The organism is Pantoea conspicua, from assembly GCF_002095315.1.
In the GTDB taxonomy this organism is placed as follows: domain Bacteria; phylum Pseudomonadota; class Gammaproteobacteria; order Enterobacterales; family Enterobacteriaceae; genus Pantoea; species Pantoea conspicua.
The window spans coordinates 22,085-43,324 of the sequence record NZ_MLFN01000033.1; the positions used below are offsets into that span (position 1 = coordinate 22,085).

Genomic DNA, 21,240 nt, shown 5'->3' on the forward strand with positions numbered 1-21,240 from the left:
CCGGATTTAACTCGGGAAGGATGCTATGAAATTTCTTGGAAAGTTTTTCCTCACCTTACTTTTGCTGCTGCTATTCACCCTGGTGGTAATCTATGTGCTGCTGCAAACGCAATGGGGTGCAGGCTGGTTTAGCCGATGGGTGAGCGACAAAACAGAGTGGCATCTCTCTCTGAGTAAAATTGAGCATAACTTCTCCTCTCCCTCGCATGTCATCCTTGATGACTTCAGCTTCGGTCACGATGGTCAGCCAGCGGTGCTGGTGGCAAAGCGCGTCGATCTCGGCCTGGCGCTGGTGCAGTTCAGCGATCCGCTGCACTTCAGCAGCATCGAGTTGCGTGACGGCGAAGTCAACCTGGCCAACCTGACGCCATCAAGCGCGCTACCGATTCAGGCTCAGCGTCTGCAACTCAACAACATGCATATCGAAAGCCCCAACAGTGCGCTGCCGCTGTTCGCTCAGCAGGTAAACGGCGGGATCCTGCCGTGGAAACCGATCGCCAGCAATATGCTGGGCCAGGATGCCCATTTCCAGATGAGTGCCGCCAGCATGACGCTGAATAAGGTGCCCGGTGAGAATGTGCTGATACAGGGAAACGTCTCGCAGGGACGGATGGTTTTCAATAATGTCGGTGCCGATCTGGCTCGCGGCTCAATGACCGGCAACGGTGAGCGTGATGCGCAGGGCAACTGGAAGATTAACCAGCTGCGGCTGAATGATATTCGTCTGCAGACCGCCAGCAGCCTGAAAGACTTTCTGCGTAATGTGCAGGCGGTGCCGTCGATTGCCATTACCCGGCTGGATGTGACCGATGCACGCCTGCAGGGGCCTGACTGGGCGGTGACCGATCTTGATCTGACCCTGCGTAACCTTAACTGGCAGGGCGATGACTGGCAGAGCAACGACGGCTCGCTGGCCATGAACGCCAGTAACTTTATTAACGGCGGGCTGGAGCTGAACGATCCAATCGTCAATCTGGACTTCTCTCCGCAAGGCATCGCGCTGACGCAGTTCAGTTCACGCTGGGCCAACGGCGTGATTCGGGCAGAAGGCGACTGGTCGCGCGCCGATAAACGCCTGACGCTGAAAAACCTGGCGGTCGCCGGGCTGGAATATACTCTGCCGCAGGACTGGCGCGATCGCTGGCAGTCTGCGTTACCCGCCTGGCTCGACAGCGTGATGGTGACGCGTTTTACCTCAAACCGTAATCTGATTATCGATATTAATCCGGCATTCCCTTTCCAGCTGACATCGCTGGATGGCACCGGTGAAAATCTGCTGCTGGTTCGTCAGCATCAGTGGGGGATCTGGTCCGGTAAGCTAAGCCTGAATGCAGCGGAGTCGACCTTTAACCGCACCGATTTGCGCCATCCTTCGATTGCACTGAATGCCGACCCACAGCAGATTCAGGTGACAGAACTGAGCGCGTTCAGTGGCAAAGGCTTGCTGGAAGGACGTGCAACGGTCGGCCAGCAGCCCGAGCGTCCGCTGACGTTGCAGCTGACAGGTCGTGCCGTGCCGGTGAATGTGTTACAGAACTGGGGATGGCCGGTGCTGCCGCTAACCGGTGACAGCAACCTGCAGTTGCAGCTGAACGCCGCGTTAAAAGCCGGTCAGCCACTGCGTCCGACCGCCAATGGCAGTTTGTCAGTGACCACCGACAGCCAGCAGTTGCAGCAGACCCTGCAGGCCGGAGAGGTTCGATAACGCATCAGGGCCGGTTTTACCGGCCCTGATCATCAGTTAATGCGCGCGCCCGAGCCGCCTTCTTCCAGCGGTCCGTCAGGATCGGCGGGCAGCACGATATAGACCCCTTCAAATACTGCCCCACGCTCTTCATCCCCGAACAGTTCAACTTCGAGCTGCACGCGCGCCTTACGGCCACGCGCCAGACGATCGAGATCGCCGCTTAATGAACCCAGATCGGCGATGGCACCTGGCCGACCGCTGATAGGCTGGCTGTAACGAATATGCGCATCGGCCAGAATAATGGTGCCGCCAAGATGACGCTCACGCAGCAACAGCCAGATTAATCCCCAGCCGGTCAGCGTCGCCAGAGAGAACAGGCTGCCCGCAAAGAGTGTCTGATGCGGGTTCTGATTGCCCGCCTCCGGCATGGTGGTGATAAATTTCTGGCCGGTATACTGCAGGATGCGTACCCCCATCTTCTCACTGAGCGGGATATGCGCGTACCAGGCCTGCTGTAGCTGACCGCACCAGTCGGCACGGTGCAGGATATCGTCAAGCGTGACCACTGGCTTGATCATCAGAAAGTGACGAACCGGCGTGGTCTGTGGCGCGGTAATTTCACCCTGGTTGACGTAACCCAGTTTGGCAAAAAAGGCGACGGCATCTTCGCGCGCGCTACAGGTGACGCGCTTGGCACCTTCCTGACGCGCCACCGACTCCAGCGTCATCGCCACCAGCGTCCCCAGGCCTTTGCCCTGTACCGAAGGATGGACTGCCATAAAGCGAATCGCCGCTTCGTTGTCGGCATTGATATACAGTCGCCCTACCGCGACCGGCTGTCCCTGTTCATCCACCACCATCTGATGATGCGCTAAGGCATCCCAGGCGTCACGTTCAGAACCCTGCGGCTGACGCAGAGGTTTTCGTAGCATTTCCCAGCGGAACTGATAATAGATATCCAGCTCTTCCGCCGTCTGTGGCACGCGAAGATGATACATAAAATGTTTCTCTCGTTCGGAGCTTGCGTGGCTTATCCCTTGCCGCTCGGCTGACGATCTCACACCTGCAACCAGAAGGTTACAGGACCATCATTCACCAGCGCGACCTGCATATCCGCCGCAAAGCGGCCATTCTCAGTTTTGATACCCTGCCGACGACAGCAATCGCTGAAATACTCATACAGACGTTCAGCTTCCGCCGGTTCCGCGCCGCCGGAAAACGAGGGACGCATGCCCTTTTTGGTATCTGCCGCCAGGGTAAACTGCGACACCACCAGCAGGCTGCCGCCTGCCTGTTTGACGCTCAGGTTCATTTTGCCCTGTTCATCACTGAAGATGCGATAACCCAGCACACGTTCTGCGAGACGCTCCGCACGCTGTGCGTCATCACCTTTTTCCACACCCAGCAACACCAGTAATCCGCTACCGATTTCGCCTGTCACTATCTGATCGACGCTGACGCTGGCGCGCTGCACGCGTTGAATCAATGCAATCATGTTTCCTCACGTTCATTTTCTCTGTGCTGTTGTTTTAACTGGCGATAGTCCGCTAATGCGACAGTAATTTCAGCGCCTAACAACACAATACACCAGGTCCAGTAGACCCAGAGAAACAGAATCGGGATCACGGCCAGTACGCCGTAGATCAGCTGATAAGAGGGAAACATCGTAACATAGAGCGCGAAGCCCTTTTTACCCAGCTCAAACAGCGCGCCCGCCACCAGCGCGCCAATCAGTGCATCGCGCGGCGGTACCCGCTGGGTGGGAACAATGCTGTAGAGCAGCCAGAAGGCGAACCAGGAGAGCAGCAGCGGGAAGATGCGCAGTATCTGATCGACCAGGCTGGTCACGCCGGTGGCGTTTATCCAGCGCAGCGACAGCAGATACGAACTGATGGCCAGGCTGGCACCGGCCAGCAAGGGACCGAGTGTCAGGATCATCCAGTAAACCGCAAACGAATAGACCATCGGCCGCTTCTTGTTGCTGCGCCAGATGGTATTCAGTGCAGTGTCGACCGAATGCATCAGCAGTAACGCCGTGACGATCAGACCGACCGCACCGACTGCGGTCATGCGGTTAACGTTGGCAACAAACTGCTCAAGATAGCGTTGCAGCGTATTACCCGCAGCCGGCATCAGGTTGGTAAAGATGAACTGCTTTAGCTGCACACTGATGTCGGAGAAGACCGGGAAAGCTGCAAACAACGCAAACACCACCGCGATAAGCGGCACCAGCGCCAGTAATGAGACGAAAGCCAGATTGCCGGCCTGAGTCGTCATGCCATCTTCATCAACCCGCTTCCATAACAGTTTGAGCCACAGCCAGAACGCCTGTAGCCCGGGACGAAATTTACGTGACGTCATGGTTTAATGCTGACCTGCGAACCAGTCAGGCACCGTTTTGTTGTCAGTAACCAGCACGCTTTCAATGCCCAGCGCGCGTGCCGCGTCAATATTCTGCTGGTTATCGTCAAAGAAAACCGCCTGATCGGCACTAATGCCTTCCGCCTCCAGCACATGCTGATAGATTCGCGCTTCCGGCTTACGCATCCCCAGTTCCTGCGACAGGTAAAGCGCATCCGCCGCCTGCTGCACATCCGGATACTGGGTCGGCCAGAAGGCGCAGTGCAGCTTGTTGGTATTGGAGAGGATCACCACCCGATGACCCTCCAGCCGCAGCCGGTTCATCAGCGCCAGTATTTCAGGCCGCACGTCAACAAACACCGCCTGCCAGCCTGCGGTGAACTGCTCATAGCTCAGGGCGATCTCCAGCTTTTCACACAGCGCTAACGCGAAATCTTCATCGCTGATCTCGCCCCGCTCGTGCTGTTCAAAGGCTTCATCCATCACAAAATGGCTTTGCAATGACGCCAGCGGCACGCGGCTAAGGTCACTCCAGACACCTAACACGCGGTTAAAATCGATATCAATGATCACATTGCCCAAATCAAAAATGTACAACATGGTGCGCCTCCTTCTGTTCCCTGGAGTATTCACTCTAGCGGCAAAAGGGCGGACTGAACAGATAACCCCGGAGAGAAAAGCGGAAACGGCAACTGCCGTGCGAGACGCGCGCGTTGGGACCCTACTCATCGCTGGCCTGGTGGTACAGGATCGGAATTACAGGCAAAAAAAAGCCCCGATAACGGGGCTTTTCATCGATTAGCGGCGCGGATTACGCGTCTTTAGGACCACGTGAAGCACGTTTACGGTCGTTTTCAGTCAGGTGACGTTTACGGATACGCACGGACTGTGGCGTGACTTCTACCAGTTCGTCATCATCGATGAACTCGATCGCCTGCTCAAGGGTCATCTTGATTGGCGGCACCAGAGTGGTCGCTTCATCCGTACCGGAAGCACGCATGTTGGTCAGCTTCTTACCGGTCAGACAGTTAACTGTCAGGTCGTTAGAGCGGCTGTGAATACCGATGATCTGGCCTTCATACACTTCCGCACCGTGACCCAGGAACAGCTTACCGCGGTCCTGCAGGCCGAACAGTGCAAACGCAACTGCTTTACCCTGACCGTTAGAGATCAGTACGCCGTTCTGACGCTGGCCCACTTCGCCCGGACGAATGTCGTCGTAGTGGCTGAAGGTGGAGTAGAGCAGACCGGTACCCGACGTCATGGTCATGAATTCATTACGGAAGCCGATCAGGCCACGGCTTGGGATCACGTAGTCGAGACGTACGCGGCCTTTGCCATCCGGATCCATGTTTTTCAGATCGCCCTTACGCTCACCCATGGCTTGCATGACTGAACCCTGGTTGTTCTCTTCGATATCCAGCGTCACATTCTCGAATGGCTCCTGTTTACGGCCATCGATTTCGCGGAAGATAACTTTCGGACGGGATACCGCCAGTTCGAAACCTTCACGACGCATGTTTTCAATCAGAACAGAGAGGTGCAGTTCACCACGACCTGATACGCGGAACGCGTCAGCATCTTCGGTTTCTTCAACGCGCAGTGCCACGTTGTGAACCAGTTCTTTGTTCAGACGCTCAAGGATCTGACGTGAGGTCACGTACTTACCTTCTTTACCGCAGAACGGTGAGGTGTTGACGTTAAAGAACATGGTTACTGTTGGCTCATCGACGCTCAGTGCTGGCAACGCCTGCACGTTCTGTGGATCACAGATGGTGTCAGAGATGTTCAGCTCGCCCAGACCGGTGATAGCAATGATATCACCCGCTTCTGCCAGATCGCTGTCGATACGCTCCAGACCCAGGTGAGTCAGAACTTTGCCGACTTTACCGTTACGGGTTTTGCCTTCGCTATCGATGATAGTGACTTGCTGGTTAGGCTTCACTTTACCGCGTTTGATGCGGCCGATGCCGATAACACCCAGGTAGTTGTTGTAGTCCAGCTGCGAGATTTGCATCTGCAGTGGCGCTTCAGCTTCAACCTGTGGTGGAGAAACGTGGTCAACGATCGCCTGATACAGTGGCGTCATATCGTCAGCCATGTCGGTGTGCTCAAGACCTGCAATACCATTCAGCGCAGAGGCAAAAATGATAGGGAAGTCGAGCTGCTCATCGGTAGCATCCAGGTTAACGAACAGGTCAAATACCTGATCCACAACCCAATCCGGACGCGCACCTGGGCGGTCTACTTTGTTGATAACCACAATCGGCTTCAGACCATGCGCGAACGCTTTTTTGGTCACGAAGCGGGTTTGCGGCATAGGGCCATCCATCGCATCTACAACCAGCAGCACCGAGTCCACCATGGACATGACGCGCTCAACTTCACCACCGAAGTCGGCGTGTCCTGGGGTATCAACGATGTTGATACGGTAGTCGTTCCACTTAATGGCAGTGTTTTTTGCGAGGATGGTAATCCCACGCTCTTTCTCCAAATCATTGGAGTCCATCACGCGCTCGGTTGCTTCGGTACGGGCATCAAAAGTACCGGATTGTTGCAGCAGTTTGTCAACCAGGGTGGTCTTTCCATGGTCAACGTGCGCGATGATGGCGATGTTACGCAAATTTTCGATCACAGCTTTGCCTCAGGCATTAGAAATAGCGCGTTATTGTACACTGATTAAGCGGAAGACTGAACATGATCACACTTTTCACTGAAAGTTTATTGCATGGACGCCATTTTGCCCTGTTACCGGTGCAGAAAATGCACTAAGTTGGTCTGATGCACCAAAGTAGTGCCACCCGATGACCGATAAGCACCACCATGGTGCAATAAAACCATCGTGGTGCAGCCGCTTTATGACAAAAAGGTGCACCACAAGGCGATTTAAGCAACATCAAAAAAGTTGGCACAGAATTCGCTTTGTCTAATACAAGCGTAAACGCCAGTCAGATGTCGGTTGAAGAGCGTGCCGGAAAAAGTTGGGCAGGGAGTTGTTTTCCCGCAACGTATCCCGGAAACGACGTTTCCTCGCCATGTAGATAATGAAAGACCATTTCCAGGAGAGTTGAGTATGTCCGCTGAACACGTTCTCTCGATGATGAACGAGCATGAAGTTAAGTTTGTTGACCTGCGTTTTACCGATACCAAAGGTAAAGAACAGCACGTTACTATCCCTGCTCATCAGGTTAACGCTGACTTCTTCGAAGAAGGCAAAATGTTCGATGGCTCCTCCATCGGTGGCTGGAAAGGCATTAACGAATCAGACATGGTACTGATGCCTGACGCGACCACGGCGGTGATGGATCCTTTCTTTGAAGATTCTACGCTGATCATCCGTTGTGACATTCTCGAGCCAGGCACCATGCAGGGCTACGACCGTGACCCACGCTCAATTGCCAAGCGCGCTGAAGATTTCCTGCGCTCATCCGGCATTGCTGATACCGTGCTGTTTGGGCCAGAGCCTGAATTCTTCCTGTTCGACGACATCCGTTTCGGTTCATCGACCTCCGGTTCACACGTGGCTATCGATGATATCGAAGCAGCCTGGAACACCGGCAAAGAGTACGAAGGCGGCAACAAAGGTCACCGTCCAGGTCTGAAAGGCGGCTACTTCCCGGTGCCACCGGTTGACTCATCACAGGACATCCGTTCTGCCATGTGTCTGACCATGGAGCAGATGGGCCTGGTGGTTGAAGCACATCACCACGAAGTGGCGACGGCGGGTCAGAACGAAGTGGCAACCCGCTTCAACACCATGACCAAAAAAGCTGACGAAATTCAGATCTACAAATATGTCGTGCACAACGTGGCGCACGCCTACGGCAAAACCGCGACCTTTATGCCGAAGCCTATGTTTGGCGACAACGGTTCAGGTATGCACTGCCATATGTCACTCTCTAAAGGTGGCCAGAACCTGTTCTCCGGTGACAAATACGGCGGCCTGTCTGAAATGGCACTGTTCTACATCGGCGGTATCATCAAGCACGCCAAAGCGATCAACGCCCTGGCGAACCCGACCACCAACTCTTACAAGCGTCTGGTCCCAGGTTATGAAGCCCCGGTTATGCTGGCCTATTCCGCCCGTAACCGTTCAGCCTCAATCCGTATCCCGGTTGTTGCCAGCCCGAAAGCCCGTCGTATCGAAGCGCGCTTCCCGGACCCAGCGGCTAACCCATACCTGGCGTTCACCGCGCTGCTGATGGCTGGCCTCGACGGTATCATCAACAAGATCCATCCTGGCGATGCGATGGATAAAAACCTGTATGACCTGCCACCGGAAGAAGAAGCTGAGATTCCAAAAGTTGCTGGCTCGCTGGAAGAAGCGCTGAACGCTCTGAACGAAGACCGCGAGTTCCTGACTCGTGGCGGCGTGTTCACCGACGAAACCATCGATGCTTACATCGAACTGCGTAAAGCAGAACTGGACCGCGTTCGCATGACGCCACACCCGGTAGAGTTCGAGCTTTACTACAGCGTTTAATTGGTCAGACATTTTTGTTGCCGTGGAAACTTTCAGCCCATCTCCGGATGGGCTTTTTTCTCCGCGAATTCACCGTTCATTCGCCTTCATTCCGGCTTAAAGACTAGAATGCACTAACTTAGTGCAGAGGAACGCTGTATGGCAACTGGCTCTCTGCCCGATGCAGGGCAGATTCTCAACGCGTTAATCAACAGTATTTTGTTGGTGGATAACGACCTGGTTATTCACTACGCCAACCCGGCGGCGCAGCAATTACTGGCGCAAAGCTCACGTAAATTGTTCGGCACGCCGTTACCGGATCTGATCGGCTATTTTTCGCTGAATATTGAGGTGATGCGCGAGAGTCTTGAGGCTGGTCAGGGATTTACCGACAGTGAAGTCACGCTGGTGGTAGATGGTCGCGCGCACATCATGTCGCTGACCGCCCAGCGTTTGCCCGATGGCTTAATTCTGCTGGAAATGGCGCCAATGGATAATCAGCGTCGCCTCAGTCAGGAACAGTTACAGCATGCCCAGCAGGTGGCGGCTCGTGATTTGGTTCGCGGCCTGGCACACGAAATTAAAAATCCGCTGGGTGGATTACGCGGTGCTGCACAGCTGTTGTCGCGCGCCCTGCCCGATCCGTCGCTGAACGAATATACCAAAGTGATTATTGAGCAGGCCGACCGGCTGAGAAACCTGGTCGATCGTCTGTTAGGGCCGCAGCAGCCTGGCATGCACATCACCCAAAGCATTCACCAGGTGGCAGAGCGCGTAGTGAATCTGGTGTCGATGGAGCTGCCGGATAATGTCTCTCTGGTGCGTGATTACGACCCCAGCCTGCCGGAACTGCCGCACGACCCCGACCAAATTGAACAGGTGCTGCTTAACGTGGTACGCAACGCGCTGCAGGCGTTGGGCGACGGCGGTGGCACCATTGTGATTCGTACCCGTACTGCGTTTCAGTTAACGCTGCACGGCACCCGTTACCGTCTGGTGGCACGGATTGATATTGAAGATGATGGCCCCGGCATTCCCGCCCAGCTGCAGGATACGCTGTTTTATCCGATGGTCAGCGGCCGTGAAGGCGGAACCGGTTTAGGCCTCTCCATCGCCCGTAGCCTGATTGATCAGCATTCAGGAAAAATAGAATTTAACAGTTGGCCGGGACACACCGAATTCTCGGTTTACCTGCCCATTCGCCAGTGAGGTTTCTATGCAACGAGGGATAGTCTGGATCGTCGATGACGATAGCTCCATCCGCTGGGTGCTTGAACGCGCGCTCACTGGAGCCGGTTTAAGCTGCGCCACCTTTGACAGCGCTAAAGAGGTGCTGGATGCACTCTCGACTAAAACCCCGGACGTTTTATTATCAGACATTCGCATGCCCGGTATGGACGGTCTGGCGCTGCTGAAGCAGATTAAACAGCGCCACCCGATGCTCCCGGTCATCATAATGACCGCCCACTCCGATCTGGATGCGGCGGTCAGCGCCTACCAGCAAGGGGCCTTTGATTACCTGCCTAAGCCCTTCGATATTGATGAAGCGGTTGCGCTGGTTGAGCGCGCCATCAGTCACTATCAGGAGCAGCAGCAGCCGCGTAATCAGCCGGTCAGCGGACCGACCACGGATATTATTGGTGAAGCGCCGGCGATGCAGGATGTATTCCGCATCATTGGCCGTCTGTCACGATCCTCAATCAGCGTGCTGATCAACGGTGAATCCGGTACCGGTAAAGAGCTGGTGGCCCATGCGCTGCATCGCCACAGCCCACGCACTAAAGCGCCCTTTATCGCGCTGAACATGGCGGCTATCCCGAAAGATTTGATTGAGTCTGAGCTGTTCGGCCATGAAAAAGGGGCGTTTACCGGTGCTAACCAGATTCGTCAGGGTCGTTTTGAGCAGGCCGACGGCGGCACACTGTTTTTAGATGAGATTGGCGATATGCCGCTCGATGTGCAGACCCGTCTGTTACGCGTGCTGGCCGATGGACAGTTTTATCGCGTTGGCGGTTATGCGCCGGTCAAAGTCGACGTGCGTATCATCGCCGCAACCCATCAGAATCTGGAATTGCGGGTGCAGGAAGGCAAGTTCCGTGAGGATCTGTTTCACCGCCTGAATGTTATACGTGTGCATCTGCCACCACTACGTGAGCGTCGTGAGGATATTCCACGGCTGGCGCGTTACTTCCTGCAGGTTGCTGCCCGTGAGCTGGGTGTAGAGGCGAAAATCCTGCATCCGGAAACCGAAGCGGCGCTTACCCGCCTGCACTGGTCCGGTAACGTGCGTCAGCTGGAGAATACCTGTCGCTGGTTAACAGTGATGGCGGCTGGTCAGGAAGTGTTGATTCAGGATCTGCCGGCCGAACTGTTTGAATCCAGCACGCCGGAAAATCCGGTGCAGTCGCTGCCGGATAGCTGGGCCACGCTGCTGGCGCAGTGGGCCGATCGCGCGCTGCGTTCCGGTCATCAGAATCTGTTGTCAGAAGCGCAACCAGAGATGGAGCGCACGCTGCTGACTACCGCCCTGCGCCATACGCAGGGTCATAAGCAGGAAGCCGCCCGGTTACTGGGTTGGGGACGCAACACGCTGACGCGCAAGCTGAAAGAGCTGGGCATGGAATAAGGCCGCTGATACGGGCTGGGGAGACTCAGCCCGTCGATTCAGATCACCCGGGAGAATTGCTGCTGACGCGCTTTCTGACGCAGGTAGCGATCAAAGCACATACAGATATTGCGGATCAGCAAGCGCCCCACACCCGTCACCTGCAAGCCCGTCGCCGTTTGCACCACCAGCCCATCCGCGATTAACGGTTTCAGCAGCGCCAGGTCTTCGGCAAAGTAGTCACTAAAGCGAATGCCCCACTGAGTTTCAATCGCCGAAAAATCGAGCGCGAAGTTGCAGATCAGGCTCTTGATGACCTCACGACGCAGACAATCATCGTCAGTTAACGCCACACCGCGCCACAAGCCATTGCCCTGCTGCTCCACGCTGCTGTACCACGTATTGAGCACTTTCTGGTTCTGCGCGTAGCTGTCGCCAATCATGCTGATAGCGGAGACGCCAAGGCCGAGTAAATCGCTGTCGCCCTGCGTGGTGTAGCCCTGGAAGTTACGATGCAGTTGCCCTTCGCGCTGCGCAATGGCCAGTTCATCCTGTGGCTTCGCAAAATGATCCATCCCGATGAACTGGTAGCCCTGCTGCGTCAGGGTGGCGATGGTCTGCTGCAGGATATCCAGTTTTTGTTGTGCTGACGGCAGTTCATCCTCTTTGATTTTACGCTGGGCAGCGAACAGTGCAGGCAGATGGGCATAGTTAAATACGCTCAGCCGGTCGGGATTAAGCGCCAGCACCCGCTGCAGCGTATAGGCAAAGCTCTCAGGCGTTTGTAGCGGCAAACCGTAGATCAGATCGATGCTGGTTGAGCTGAAACCCTGTTCACGCGCCCTCGCCATCAGACCGAAAATGACCGCTTCATCCTGTACCCGATTAACCTGTTGCTGTACCGCTTTGTTAAAGTCCTGCACGCCCATGCTCAGGCGATTAAACCCCAGCGCGCGCAGATGATCGATAACATCCAGTTCAATTTCACGCGGATCCACTTCGATCGACATTTCGGCATCGTCCGCCACCGAAAAATGCTGCTTCAGCAATGCCACCAGCCGGCTTATCTGCGCCTTATCGAGAAAGGTCGGCGTGCCGCCGCCCCAGTGTAGTTGACGTACCTGACGCTGGCGGAACAGCGGCGCGCGCTGAATGATCTCCTGCTCGAGCACATCCAGATAACGATCGGCTTTATGACGCTGACGCGTCACTATTTTATTGCAGCCACAGAAGTAACAAAGACGATGACAGAACGGGATGTGAACATAGAGCGAGAGTGGACGCTCCGGATAGCGCGCTACCGCACGCTGGAAATCGGCCTCACCATATTGCTCGCTAAACTCCAGCGCGGTGGGATAGGAGGTATAACGCGGGCCAGCATAATTGTATTTCTCAATCAGCGCCTGGTCCCAATCAATTTGCAGCGATGGCATGCTCACTCCTTCCGGTGACGTCGTCTTAGAGAAGGTCGCGATGAAGAAGGGATGAGAGGTGAGCGGGCAGAAGAAACCCGACGTAAACGTTGCTTCAGGCGCGACAGGCGACGTAGTTTAAACAATAACCACAACAGATAACATGTCGCCAGCAGCGCGAAAATTGATCCAGGCCAAAACATTGTCGTTTACCTGAGAAGCGCGGCATGCGCGAAACGCACATGCCGATCAAATGGGCTTAGTTGCCTTTCAGCAGACGGTACATATCTTCTTCCGCCTGCTCGTCATCGCCGTCATCCATGGCGATGCCTAACTGCTCCATCAGTTCGTCGATACGATCGAGTGCGGCGTCCAGCCAGCCTGATCTTCCGCCGACAGGGTTTCGCCATTTTCCAGCCGATCCAGCAACGCATCCAGACGCTCATCATTTTCCAGCTTCGCCAGCTCTTCTTCTGGAGTCAGGCGTACTTTCTTCCCGGCTGCCGGTTTTTCCACGTTTTTCTTTGGCTTAACGGCTGCGGTTTTCCCGTCCGCAATCAGAGCCACCGGTTTTTTACTCCCGATGCGTGGATCTTTAGCCTGACCGGCCTGGCGTCCGCCGTTGTTGTCCGTTGCGGCCGGATTTGCACGGCTGCCTGACGCATGGCCGCGGTGCTTTTTATCACGTTTGCGATCGCGTGCTTCGTTATTAATATCGTCACGCGATTTACGTTTGGCTTTGACGGCAGGTTTGCCGTGCGCAGCTCGTGCAGGTTGCTTCATAGTGTTCAGTCCCGGCTTTTTTATTCAGTATAGAATTGCGGCGAAATCTAGCAGAAAGTAGCCAAAGAAAAAAGGCGACAGCTCAAGCTGTCGCCTTATTTCATACCTTCATAAGAAGGAATCATGTTTTAAATCCTTTTCGGCTCACAACATCCCGGTCAATCCTGCGCCTGCTCATCTCCTGAGCTATTCCCTGTCCTTGTCTGGTCCCACATCCCTGACCATTTCCACACCCTCGCTCTTTGCCTTCCTGACATCCCTGAGCGCATCATCCTGATGTATGCTGCCGTGCACTGCACACTAATGTAGACCAATTGGTAAAAGCCTCAAGTCAGCGGCAAGAGTAGTTGCTGCAAAAAAAGACCACTTATTGATAAATAAATGAATAATATCAATTTTTATTTTTAGTAATTAAAGTAAAAAACGACATAACGGGCAACGTCTATGGCAAATCTCTTACAAAAGCCGCCATCGCCAAGCGGTTGAGCACTTTCGCGCCATAACGCGTATAATCGGCGACATTGCCTTAATGCGTTTTCTGGAGTGTCACATTGTCTGAATTGAATTATCACGTAACCCATTTTGTCCTGAGCGCGCCGGATATCCGCCATCTTCCTGCCGATACCGGTATTGAAGTCGCCTTTGCTGGCCGCTCTAACGCCGGTAAATCCAGCGCGCTGAACACCTTAACCAACCAGAAAAGCCTGGCGCGTACCAGTAAAACGCCTGGCCGTACTCAGTTGATTAACCTGTTTGAAGTGACGGAAGGTAAACGCCTGGTCGATCTGCCCGGTTACGGCTATGCCGAAGTCCCGGAAGAGATGAAGCTGAAATGGCAACGTGCATTAGGTGAGTATCTGCAAAAACGGCAGGCGCTGAAGGGCCTGGTGGTATTGATGGATATCCGCCATCCGCTTAAAGACCTGGACCAGCAGATGATTCAGTGGGCTGTGGAAAGCAGCATCCCGGTACTGCTGTTGCTGACCAAAGCTGATAAGCTCGCCTCAGGCGCCCGTAAAGCGCAACTGACGATGGTACGTGAAGCCTCACTGGCCTTTATGGGGGATGTGCAGGTCGAACTCTTTTCGTCGTTGAAGAAGATTGGCGTGGATAAAGTGCGTCAGAAGCTGGATGGCTGGTTCAGTAATCTGGAGCCTGCACGCGACGATCAGGGCGAAGAAGAGTAAGCAATCCCGCAACAGCCCGCCCGTTACGTTCAGCAAAAGCCCAATAAAAAACGCCCCAGTCACAGAATGACTGGGGCGGCTAAATTCAGCCAAATCCGATTACGTGAAGTAAAAGGTCTGAAAGATAGAACATCTTACCTCTGTACCCTACGCCTCGAACTTTACCTGATTTTTTCTGAGCCACAAAGGCTTTTTTGTTGCTTACTTACATCAATCCAGCCTTTTTTTACCATGTACGTCACAAAAATAGCGTTGTGATGTAGTTTAATGACGTAAAAAGTGCTTAGCCGATAGGTAGTTACTCTTTCCCTTCGTACTCAGTCAACCCGAGCGCCAGCTGAAGCGATTACGTAAACGATTTACTTATGTTTCAGTTCAGGCTGTCACCAACGCTGCCGTGCCAGACGGTGCTGACAGATTAGTGGGCTTCATCCCAGTTATCACCGACGCCGATTTCAACCAGCAACGGAACGTCAAGCTGAACGCTGCCTTCCATTAATACCTGTATTTTTTTACTGGCAGCCTCAACCACGTCCGATCTGACCTCAAATACCAGTTCATCATGAACCTGCATAATCATCCGGACGCCGCTCTCTTTCTCCTGCTCTAACCAGCCATCAACCGCAATCATGGCACGCTTAATAATATCAGCCGCCGTTCCCTGCATTGGCGCATTGATCGCCGCGCGTTCCGCCGCTTTACGCCGTATTGCGTTGCTGGATTTGATATCCGGTAACCACAGCCGACGTCCTTCCAGCGTTTCGACATAGCCTTTGTTTGCTGCCAGCTGACGGGTATTTTCCATGTAGCTCAGCACGCCAGGATAACGTTCAAAGTAGAGATCCATATACTTTTTCGCTTCGCCGGCACCAATGTTTAACTGCCGCGACAGGCCAAATGCGCTCATGCCATAGATCAGACCAAAGTTGATCGCTTTGGCGCTGCGGCGCTGTTCTCCGCTGACCTTGTCCAGCGCGACGCCAAAGACTTCAGCTGCGGTTGCCCGGTGGATGTCTTCACCCTGAGCGAACGCATCCAGCAATCCTTTATCCTGCGAGAGATGCGCCATAATGCGCAGTTCAATTTGCGAATAGTCAGCCGCGACGATGCGATTACCTTTGGCTGCGATAAAAGCCTGCCGGATACGGCGACCTTCGTCGTTGCGTACCGGAATGTTCTGCAGGTTAGGATCGGTCGAGGATAACCGTCCGGTCGCGGTAACCGCCTGATGATAAGAGGTATGGACCCGACCGCTTACCGGATTAATCATCAGCGGTAATTTATCGGTATAGGTCGACTTCAGTTTGGACAATCCGCGATGTTCCAGAATCACTTTAGGCAACGGATAGTCCAGAGCCAGTTCGGCTAACACCTCTTCACTGGTTGACGGTGCCCCGCCAGGGTTTTTTTGGTCGGTTTGATGCCCTGCTTTTCAAACAGAATCACCTGTAACTGTTTGGTCGAAGAGAGGTTGAACGGCTCGCCCGCCAGTTCATGCGCTTTCAGCTCCAGTTCGGCCAGCCGGGCGGTGAGTTCTTTTGAATGCTGCGCCAGAATAGATTGATCAATCAATACACCATTACGCTCAATACGCGAAATCACCGTCAGCAGCGGCATCTCAATTTGCTCAAAGACTTTTTTCGGCCCCGCTTCTTTCTCCAGCTCCGGCCACATCTTCAGATGCAGCTGTAAGGTCACGTCAGCGTCTTCAGCCGCATAATGCGCGGCCTGTTCCAGAGCGATTTGATTGAAGGTCAGCTGGTTTTTGCCTTTGCCGGCGATTTCCTGAAAAGTGACGGTTTTATGATTCAGCCAGCGCGCCGACAGACTATCCATATCGTGTTTGCCTACGACGCTGTTAAGAATGTAGGACTCCAGCATAGTGTCGAATTTGATACCAGCCAGCTCAATATCGTAGTTCTTCAGTACACCGCGGTCATATTTGAGGTTCTGGCCAACCTTCCAGGCGCTGGCATCTTCCAGTAGCGGTTTGAGCTGTGCCAGCACGGCGGTGCGATCGAGCTGCTCTGGCGCATCGAGATAATCGTGTGCCACCGGCAGATAGGCGGCTTTACCTGGCGCGACTGCAAAACCGATACCCACAATATTGGCACTCAGGGTATCCAGCGAATCGGTTTCCAGATCAAAAGCGAACACCTCACTGTGCTTCAGTTTCTCCAGCCAGCTATCGAAGGTCGCCTGATCCAGAATAGTGACATAGCCATCGGCCGAGAGCACACTGCTGGCCTCAACCACAGCCACAGGCTCATCGTTCAGCCCTTTTTGCGCCTGAGGATTGCTCTTTTTGCCCTGAAGCCATTTGCCATCCTGCAGATCATTCAGCCAGCGTTTGAACTCATAACGGCTGAACAGCGTCTGTAATGCCTCAACATCCGGTTCAGTAACCGTCAGTTCTTCACAGGGTAATTCCAGTTCAACGTCGGTTTTAATGGTCGCCAGCTGATACGAGAGAAACGCAACGTCACGGTTCTGTTCAAGTTTGGCTGCCATAGTTTTGGCGCCGCGGAACGAGAGTTCGGCCACTTTATCCAGATTGTCATAAATAGAGCGCATCCCGCCCAGCCCCTGCAACAACGCCTGCGCCGTTTTTTCACCAACACCGGGAACACCTGGGATGTTATCCGAGCTGTCACCCATCATAGCGAGGAAATCGATAATCAAAGCGGGCGGTACACCATATTTCTGCTCAACCTCTTCCGGGCCCAGAATAGTGTTGGTCATGGTATTAATCAGGGTGATGCCCGGCGTCACCAGCTGCGCCATATCTTTATCACCGGTGCTGATCAGCACTGCACGGCCCTTTTTCTCAGCCTCAAGCGCCAGCGTACCAATGACATCATCCGCCTCTACACCGCTGACAGCCAGCAGCGGTAATCCCATGGCGCGTACCATTTCATGCAACGGTTCGATTTGCGCGCGCAGATCGTCCGGCATCGGCGGCCGATGCGATTTGTAATGCTCAAACAGCTCGTCCCTGAACGTTTTGCCTTTGGCATCAAACACCACAGCAACGTGACTTGGACTATATTGCACCAGCAGGCTTTTCAGCATATTAAGCACGCCATACATGGCGCCTGTGGGTTCACCTGCACTATTGGTCAGCGGCGGGAATGCGTGATACGCGCGGTAAAGATAGGACGAGCCATCAACCAGAATCAGGGGATTTTCTGCTATTTGCGCCATAAGTCTGTCTATTCTTCGTTGCCATGGATTGGTCTATAAGGATGCCACAACCTGGCAAGAATGGTGAAATAAGGCGAGCTGCGTCTGGAGTTTTTAACGCTTTTGAGCAGAGGATCGCAACGATCGTTCTGTGGATAACTTTGTGCGTAAAAATTATAAGGCGCTGTTTTTTAGGCGTTTAGGTAAATCGCATCCCATTTAAAATATTATTTTTCATATGGTTAGGTAATTTCCGTGACCCGATCGCTATTTTTAATTACGCGATCCCTTGTGTGGATATTAAATTTATGCCCAGGTGATGGATAAAAACGCTGTCGCCGATCGATACGCAAAAAAAACGCCAGCAACGCTGGCGTTGAGTGTCAGGTAGCCGGTTACTTCTGGCTGACCAGGAATTTCACGACGTTGGCATAATCGGCAACGAAATTATCCATAGAGCTGGTATCCAGACCACCGTTATTGACCATATATTTGCCATTAACGAAAATCGCTGGCACGCCACGCAGATCGACATCGGCAGCCGCTTTCTGCTGCTGAGCAACCAGCGCTTTAACTGCAAAGCTGTTCCAGGCCGCATCATAATCTGCTGCCGAGATGCCGGCCGCGGTAATAAAGGTCTGTTTCAGGCTGGCAGGATCGGTGATGGTCTGGGTTTTCTGAATACCATCAAAGATCGGTGCGGTGACTTTATCTTCCACACCTAACGCCATGGCGACCGCCCATGCCTGAGTGACTACCGGGCCTAAATCACCACCGAGGAAATCAACGTGATATTTCACCATCTTAGTCTCAGCAGGCAGGTTCTTTTTCACTGCATCATTGACGTGATAAATGCGTTCGAACTGATAGCAGTGCGGGCAGAAGAAGGAGAAAAACTCCATCACCTGAGGTTCGCCTGCAACCGGCTTCTGCAGACTGACGTATTGTTTCCCCTCGGTGAATTGTGCAGCAGACGCGCTGAACGCCAGCACTAAACCGATCAGTGCAAACCAAATCTTTTTCATCGTGAAAAACTCTCCTGACTACTTCGTTAAAATTGCGGGGTCAGCTGCAAAGGAGGTTCCTGCAACAGCTTCTCCTGCTCGGTAAAAAGCGAAATCTGCCGGCGCCAGAAATCTTCATCTGTCATCCAGGGGAAGGCGCGCGGAAAAGCGGGATCCTGCCAGCGTCGGACCACCCAGGCCAGATAATAAACCATGCGCATCGCGCGTAAAGGCTCAATCAGTGACAATTCATTAATATCAAAGTCACTAAATTCACCGTACGCCTCCAGCAGGATATCCCACTGAATGCGCTGTTCCTGCCGATCACCGCTGATCAACATCCAGAGATCCTGCACTGCCGGGCCGTTGCGAGCATCATCCAGATCGACAAACAGAGGTCCGTCGCGCCACAGGATATTACCCGGATGGCAATCACCGTGTAATCGTAGCGGCTGCCACGTAGTATGCCATCGCTGCTGTAACGTGTTACCCAGCCTGTCGACAGACTGAAGCAACGCCCCTTTTAATGAGGCAGGGACTAACAGACACTGCTCCAGCACTTCCCGCGGCTGATAGAGATATTCATCCAGCCCGATAGTGGGTCGCTGGCTGAACAGCGCTTTACGGCCGGTCTGATGGATCCGCCCGAGAAAGCGTCCTACCCATTCCATCTGATCTTCATTATCCGTTTCATACTGGCGCCCGCCGAGGCTGGGAAACACTGCAAAATAGAAGCCTGCATGACTCTGCAATGTGTTGCCCTGTAAAACCAGCGGTGCGGCGATAGGCACTTCGTCAGCCAGCAGATCAAGCGCATACTGATGCTCTTCAACAATTTGTTCTGCATGCCAGCGTTGCGGACGGTAAAATTTAGCGACGTAACGGCGTTTGTCATCATCACTGAATTGATAGACCCGGTTCTCATAACTATTCAGTGCGGTCAGGCCTGATTCGACGCGTATGCCTGTTTCCCAAAGCGCATCCAGCAGCACATCGGGATTCAGGGTCTGAAAGTTAAACGCAGCGTCGCTCATCATGTTACCTGTGGTTATCCTTTAATTAGCGGATAAGGATAACACTACTCGTCATCTTTAATGACACCCCGTGCGCGCAGCAACGCCGTTTTGAAATCAATCTCGTGATCTTTTTTCAGGCCAGGTATTTCGTCATGACTGGCCGCATCACGCATTTTGAGATGGTAAATCAATACATCATCGGTTAATTCACTTAATGGGCCACGGAAACCCGCTTCCTGTGCCAGTTTCTGTAAGAATGCAATGAGGTTAAGATCGGGCTCTTTTTGCCAGGCGGGTTGCAGTAGTTCAATCAACTCATTCAGGCGATGGCATTTCATATCACTTACTCCCGTTTTTCAGTACGTCATTAGCGAGGACAATGCCATGACAATGTTAACCGGCGTCATTCTGGCCGGAGGACAGGGCCGCCGTATGGGTGGTCAGGACAAAGGATTAGTGCCACTGAATGGCAAGCCGTTGTATCAGCATGTCCTTGAACGGCTACGGCCACAAGTCGACATTGTCATGATTAACGCGAATCGTAATATTGATCGTTATCAGCTAAGCGGATGTCGGGTTGTGCAGGATGAACTTGACGATTATCCAGGCCCTCTTGCAGGAATCTACAGTGCGTTACGTGCAATTGAGGGAGAGTGGGCGGTGTTCAGTTCCTGCGATACGCCCGACATCCCGCTTAACTTTGTTGAACAGCTGGTACACCAACGCGGCGACGCATCCGCCGTATGGGTGCGTTCACAGGAGCGCGATCATCCGACGCTGGCGCTGATCCACCGCGACGTTGCTGCACCACTCTATCAATACCTGCAGGCTGGTGAGCGCCGTCTGATGCACTTTCTGCGCGATCAGGGCGGGCATGCGGTGTTACTGGCAGATGATGAGTCCGCCTTCCGCAACATCAATACACCTGATGATCTGAACGAGAGATTTTAATATGTCATTACCTTTACTCGCTGTGGTCGGCTGGAGCGGAACCGGGAAAACTACGCTTTTACAGAAAATTATACCGATTCTCAGCAACCAGGGGATTCGTAGCGGGTTGATCAAACATACGCATCATCAGATGGATGTGGATACGCCAGGCAAGGACAGTTATCTGCTCAGAAAAGCGGGAGCCAATCAGGTCATCGTGGCCAGTTCGCAGCGCTGGGCATTGATGTGTGAAACACCCGATGAAGAGCAGATCGACCTTTCCTATCTGGTGAGCAGAATGGATAACTCTTTACTGGATCTGGTGCTGGTAGAAGGATTCAAAAACGAGGCAGTACCAAAAATTGTGTTGTGGCGCGCCGGTATCAAAGGGGGCGTAGAGGATCTGCTGGATGAACAGGTCATTGCGGTCGCCAGCGATCGGACGCTTAGATTGTCGGTGCCGGTACTGGACTTAAACCAGCCGGTGGCGATTGCGTCTTTCATTGCAGAGTGGCTAAAAGCCCGCTGATACCACGTTTTGACAGGATTTCAGCGATCCTCAGACGTAAAAAAGCCCCGCACTTCCGTGCGGGGCTTCTTCACTTATTTG

Annotated in this window: 17 protein-coding genes and 2 pseudogenes; 7 read left to right on the top strand and 12 right to left on the bottom strand. The window is 53.6% G+C overall.

The window, feature by feature from the left end; genetic code table 11:
- Nucleotides 1-25: 25 nt before the first annotated feature.
- On the top strand, nucleotides 26-1,705 hold the full coding sequence (locus HA41_RS12430) for an AsmA family protein (protein ID WP_094121054.1): 1,680 nt from the start codon (nucleotides 26-28) through the stop codon (nucleotides 1,703-1,705).
- 32 nt (nucleotides 1,706-1,737) lie between these two features.
- Here HA41_RS12430 and fabY read toward each other — a convergent pair whose 3' ends face one another.
- From fabY to typA, 5 genes are all read right to left on the bottom strand, one after another.
- Nucleotides 1,738-2,685 carry a fatty acid biosynthesis protein FabY gene (gene fabY / locus HA41_RS12435; protein WP_046289509.1) on the bottom strand — a complete coding sequence of 316 codons (948 nt, stop codon included), beginning with the start codon at nucleotides 2,683-2,685 and terminating at the stop codon, nucleotides 1,738-1,740.
- Nucleotides 2,686-2,744: 59 nt separating this feature from the next.
- Nucleotides 2,745-3,182: a D-aminoacyl-tRNA deacylase gene (dtd, locus tag HA41_RS12440; protein ID WP_094121055.1), complete on the bottom strand. Its 438-nt coding sequence runs from the start codon at nucleotides 3,180-3,182 to the stop codon at nucleotides 2,745-2,747.
- Entirely contained in the window at nucleotides 3,179-4,048 is an 870-nt protein-coding gene (locus tag HA41_RS12445; protein WP_094121056.1) for a virulence factor BrkB family protein, read from the bottom strand. Before HA41_RS12445 ends, dtd begins: the two co-directional genes overlap by 4 nt.
- A gap of 3 nt (nucleotides 4,049-4,051) precedes the next feature.
- Nucleotides 4,052-4,648 carry a glucose-1-phosphatase gene (yihX, locus tag HA41_RS12450; protein ID WP_094121057.1) on the bottom strand — a complete coding sequence of 199 codons (597 nt, stop codon included), beginning with the start codon at nucleotides 4,646-4,648 and terminating at the stop codon, nucleotides 4,052-4,054.
- A 211-nt stretch (nucleotides 4,649-4,859) separates the two neighbouring features.
- On the bottom strand, nucleotides 4,860-6,683 hold the full coding sequence (gene typA, locus HA41_RS12460) for a ribosome-dependent GTPase TypA (protein ID WP_046289508.1): 1,824 nt from the start codon (nucleotides 6,681-6,683) through the stop codon (nucleotides 4,860-4,862).
- Nucleotides 6,684-7,121: 438 nt separating this feature from the next.
- Here typA and glnA point away from each other — a divergent pair, with 438 nt between their 5' ends.
- The 3 genes from glnA to glnG all read left to right on the top strand — a co-directional run bounded on the left by glnA (nucleotide 7,122) and on the right by glnG (nucleotide 11,136).
- Nucleotides 7,122-8,531 (top strand): glutamate--ammonia ligase, encoded by a 1,410-nt coding sequence (gene glnA / locus HA41_RS12465; RefSeq protein ID WP_031377263.1) that lies wholly within the window; start codon nucleotides 7,122-7,124, stop codon nucleotides 8,529-8,531.
- A 138-nt stretch (nucleotides 8,532-8,669) separates the two neighbouring features.
- Nucleotides 8,670-9,719 carry a nitrogen regulation protein NR(II) gene (glnL, locus tag HA41_RS12470; protein WP_094121059.1) on the top strand — a complete coding sequence of 350 codons (1,050 nt, stop codon included), beginning with the start codon at nucleotides 8,670-8,672 and terminating at the stop codon, nucleotides 9,717-9,719.
- A gap of 7 nt (nucleotides 9,720-9,726) precedes the next feature.
- Nucleotides 9,727-11,136 (top strand): nitrogen regulation protein NR(I), encoded by a 1,410-nt coding sequence (gene glnG, locus HA41_RS12475; protein WP_031377264.1) that lies wholly within the window; start codon nucleotides 9,727-9,729, stop codon nucleotides 11,134-11,136.
- Nucleotides 11,137-11,174: 38 nt separating this feature from the next.
- On the opposite strand, the gene hemN is transcribed toward glnG, so the two are convergent.
- The gene (gene hemN, locus HA41_RS12480) at nucleotides 11,175-12,548 is read right to left on the bottom strand and encodes an oxygen-independent coproporphyrinogen III oxidase (protein WP_094121060.1); all 1,374 of its coding nucleotides are present in this window, start codon (nucleotides 12,546-12,548) and stop codon (nucleotides 11,175-11,177) included.
- Between the two features lie 238 nt (nucleotides 12,549-12,786).
- Nucleotides 12,787-13,310: pseudogene (gene yihI / locus HA41_RS12490) on the bottom strand (Der GTPase-activating protein YihI).
- Nucleotides 13,311-13,861: 551 nt separating this feature from the next.
- Here yihI and yihA point away from each other — a divergent pair.
- Nucleotides 13,862-14,497, top strand: a complete 636-nt coding sequence (gene yihA, locus HA41_RS12495) for a ribosome biogenesis GTP-binding protein YihA/YsxC (protein ID WP_094121062.1) — start codon at nucleotides 13,862-13,864, stop codon at nucleotides 14,495-14,497.
- An 85-nt stretch (nucleotides 14,498-14,582) separates the two neighbouring features.
- Here the strand turns inward: yihA and spfP are convergent, their stop codons facing one another.
- The 5 genes and pseudogenes from spfP to HA41_RS12520 form a co-directional block, all read right to left on the bottom strand.
- A complete protein-coding gene (spfP, locus tag HA41_RS21780) occupies nucleotides 14,583-14,630 on the bottom strand; it encodes a small protein SpfP (protein WP_071892919.1) in 48 nt (15 codons plus the stop codon).
- A 285-nt stretch (nucleotides 14,631-14,915) separates the two neighbouring features.
- Nucleotides 14,916-17,701 (bottom strand): annotated as a pseudogene (gene polA, locus HA41_RS12505) (DNA polymerase I).
- A gap of 374 nt (nucleotides 17,702-18,075) precedes the next feature.
- Nucleotides 18,076-18,705, bottom strand: coding sequence for a thiol:disulfide interchange protein DsbA (dsbA, locus tag HA41_RS12510; RefSeq protein WP_031377269.1), 630 nt, complete (start codon nucleotides 18,703-18,705; stop codon nucleotides 18,076-18,078).
- A 26-nt stretch (nucleotides 18,706-18,731) separates the two neighbouring features.
- Nucleotides 18,732-19,718, bottom strand: a complete 987-nt coding sequence (locus tag HA41_RS12515) for a serine/threonine protein kinase (protein ID WP_094121064.1) — start codon at nucleotides 19,716-19,718, stop codon at nucleotides 18,732-18,734.
- Nucleotides 19,719-19,762: 44 nt separating this feature from the next.
- Nucleotides 19,763-20,038 (bottom strand): YihD family protein, encoded by a 276-nt coding sequence (locus tag HA41_RS12520; RefSeq protein ID WP_094121065.1) that lies wholly within the window; start codon nucleotides 20,036-20,038, stop codon nucleotides 19,763-19,765.
- 46 nt (nucleotides 20,039-20,084) lie between these two features.
- On the opposite strand from HA41_RS12520, the gene mobA reads away from it, so the two are divergent.
- Together mobA and mobB are read left to right on the top strand one after the other, a co-directional pair.
- Nucleotides 20,085-20,651, top strand: a complete 567-nt coding sequence (gene mobA, locus HA41_RS12525) for a molybdenum cofactor guanylyltransferase MobA (RefSeq protein WP_094121066.1) — start codon at nucleotides 20,085-20,087, stop codon at nucleotides 20,649-20,651.
- Between the two features lies 1 nt (nucleotide 20,652).
- Nucleotides 20,653-21,159: a molybdopterin-guanine dinucleotide biosynthesis protein MobB gene (gene mobB, locus HA41_RS12530; RefSeq protein WP_094121067.1), complete on the top strand. Its 507-nt coding sequence runs from the start codon at nucleotides 20,653-20,655 to the stop codon at nucleotides 21,157-21,159.
- The last annotated feature ends 81 nt before the right edge of the window (nucleotides 21,160-21,240 follow it).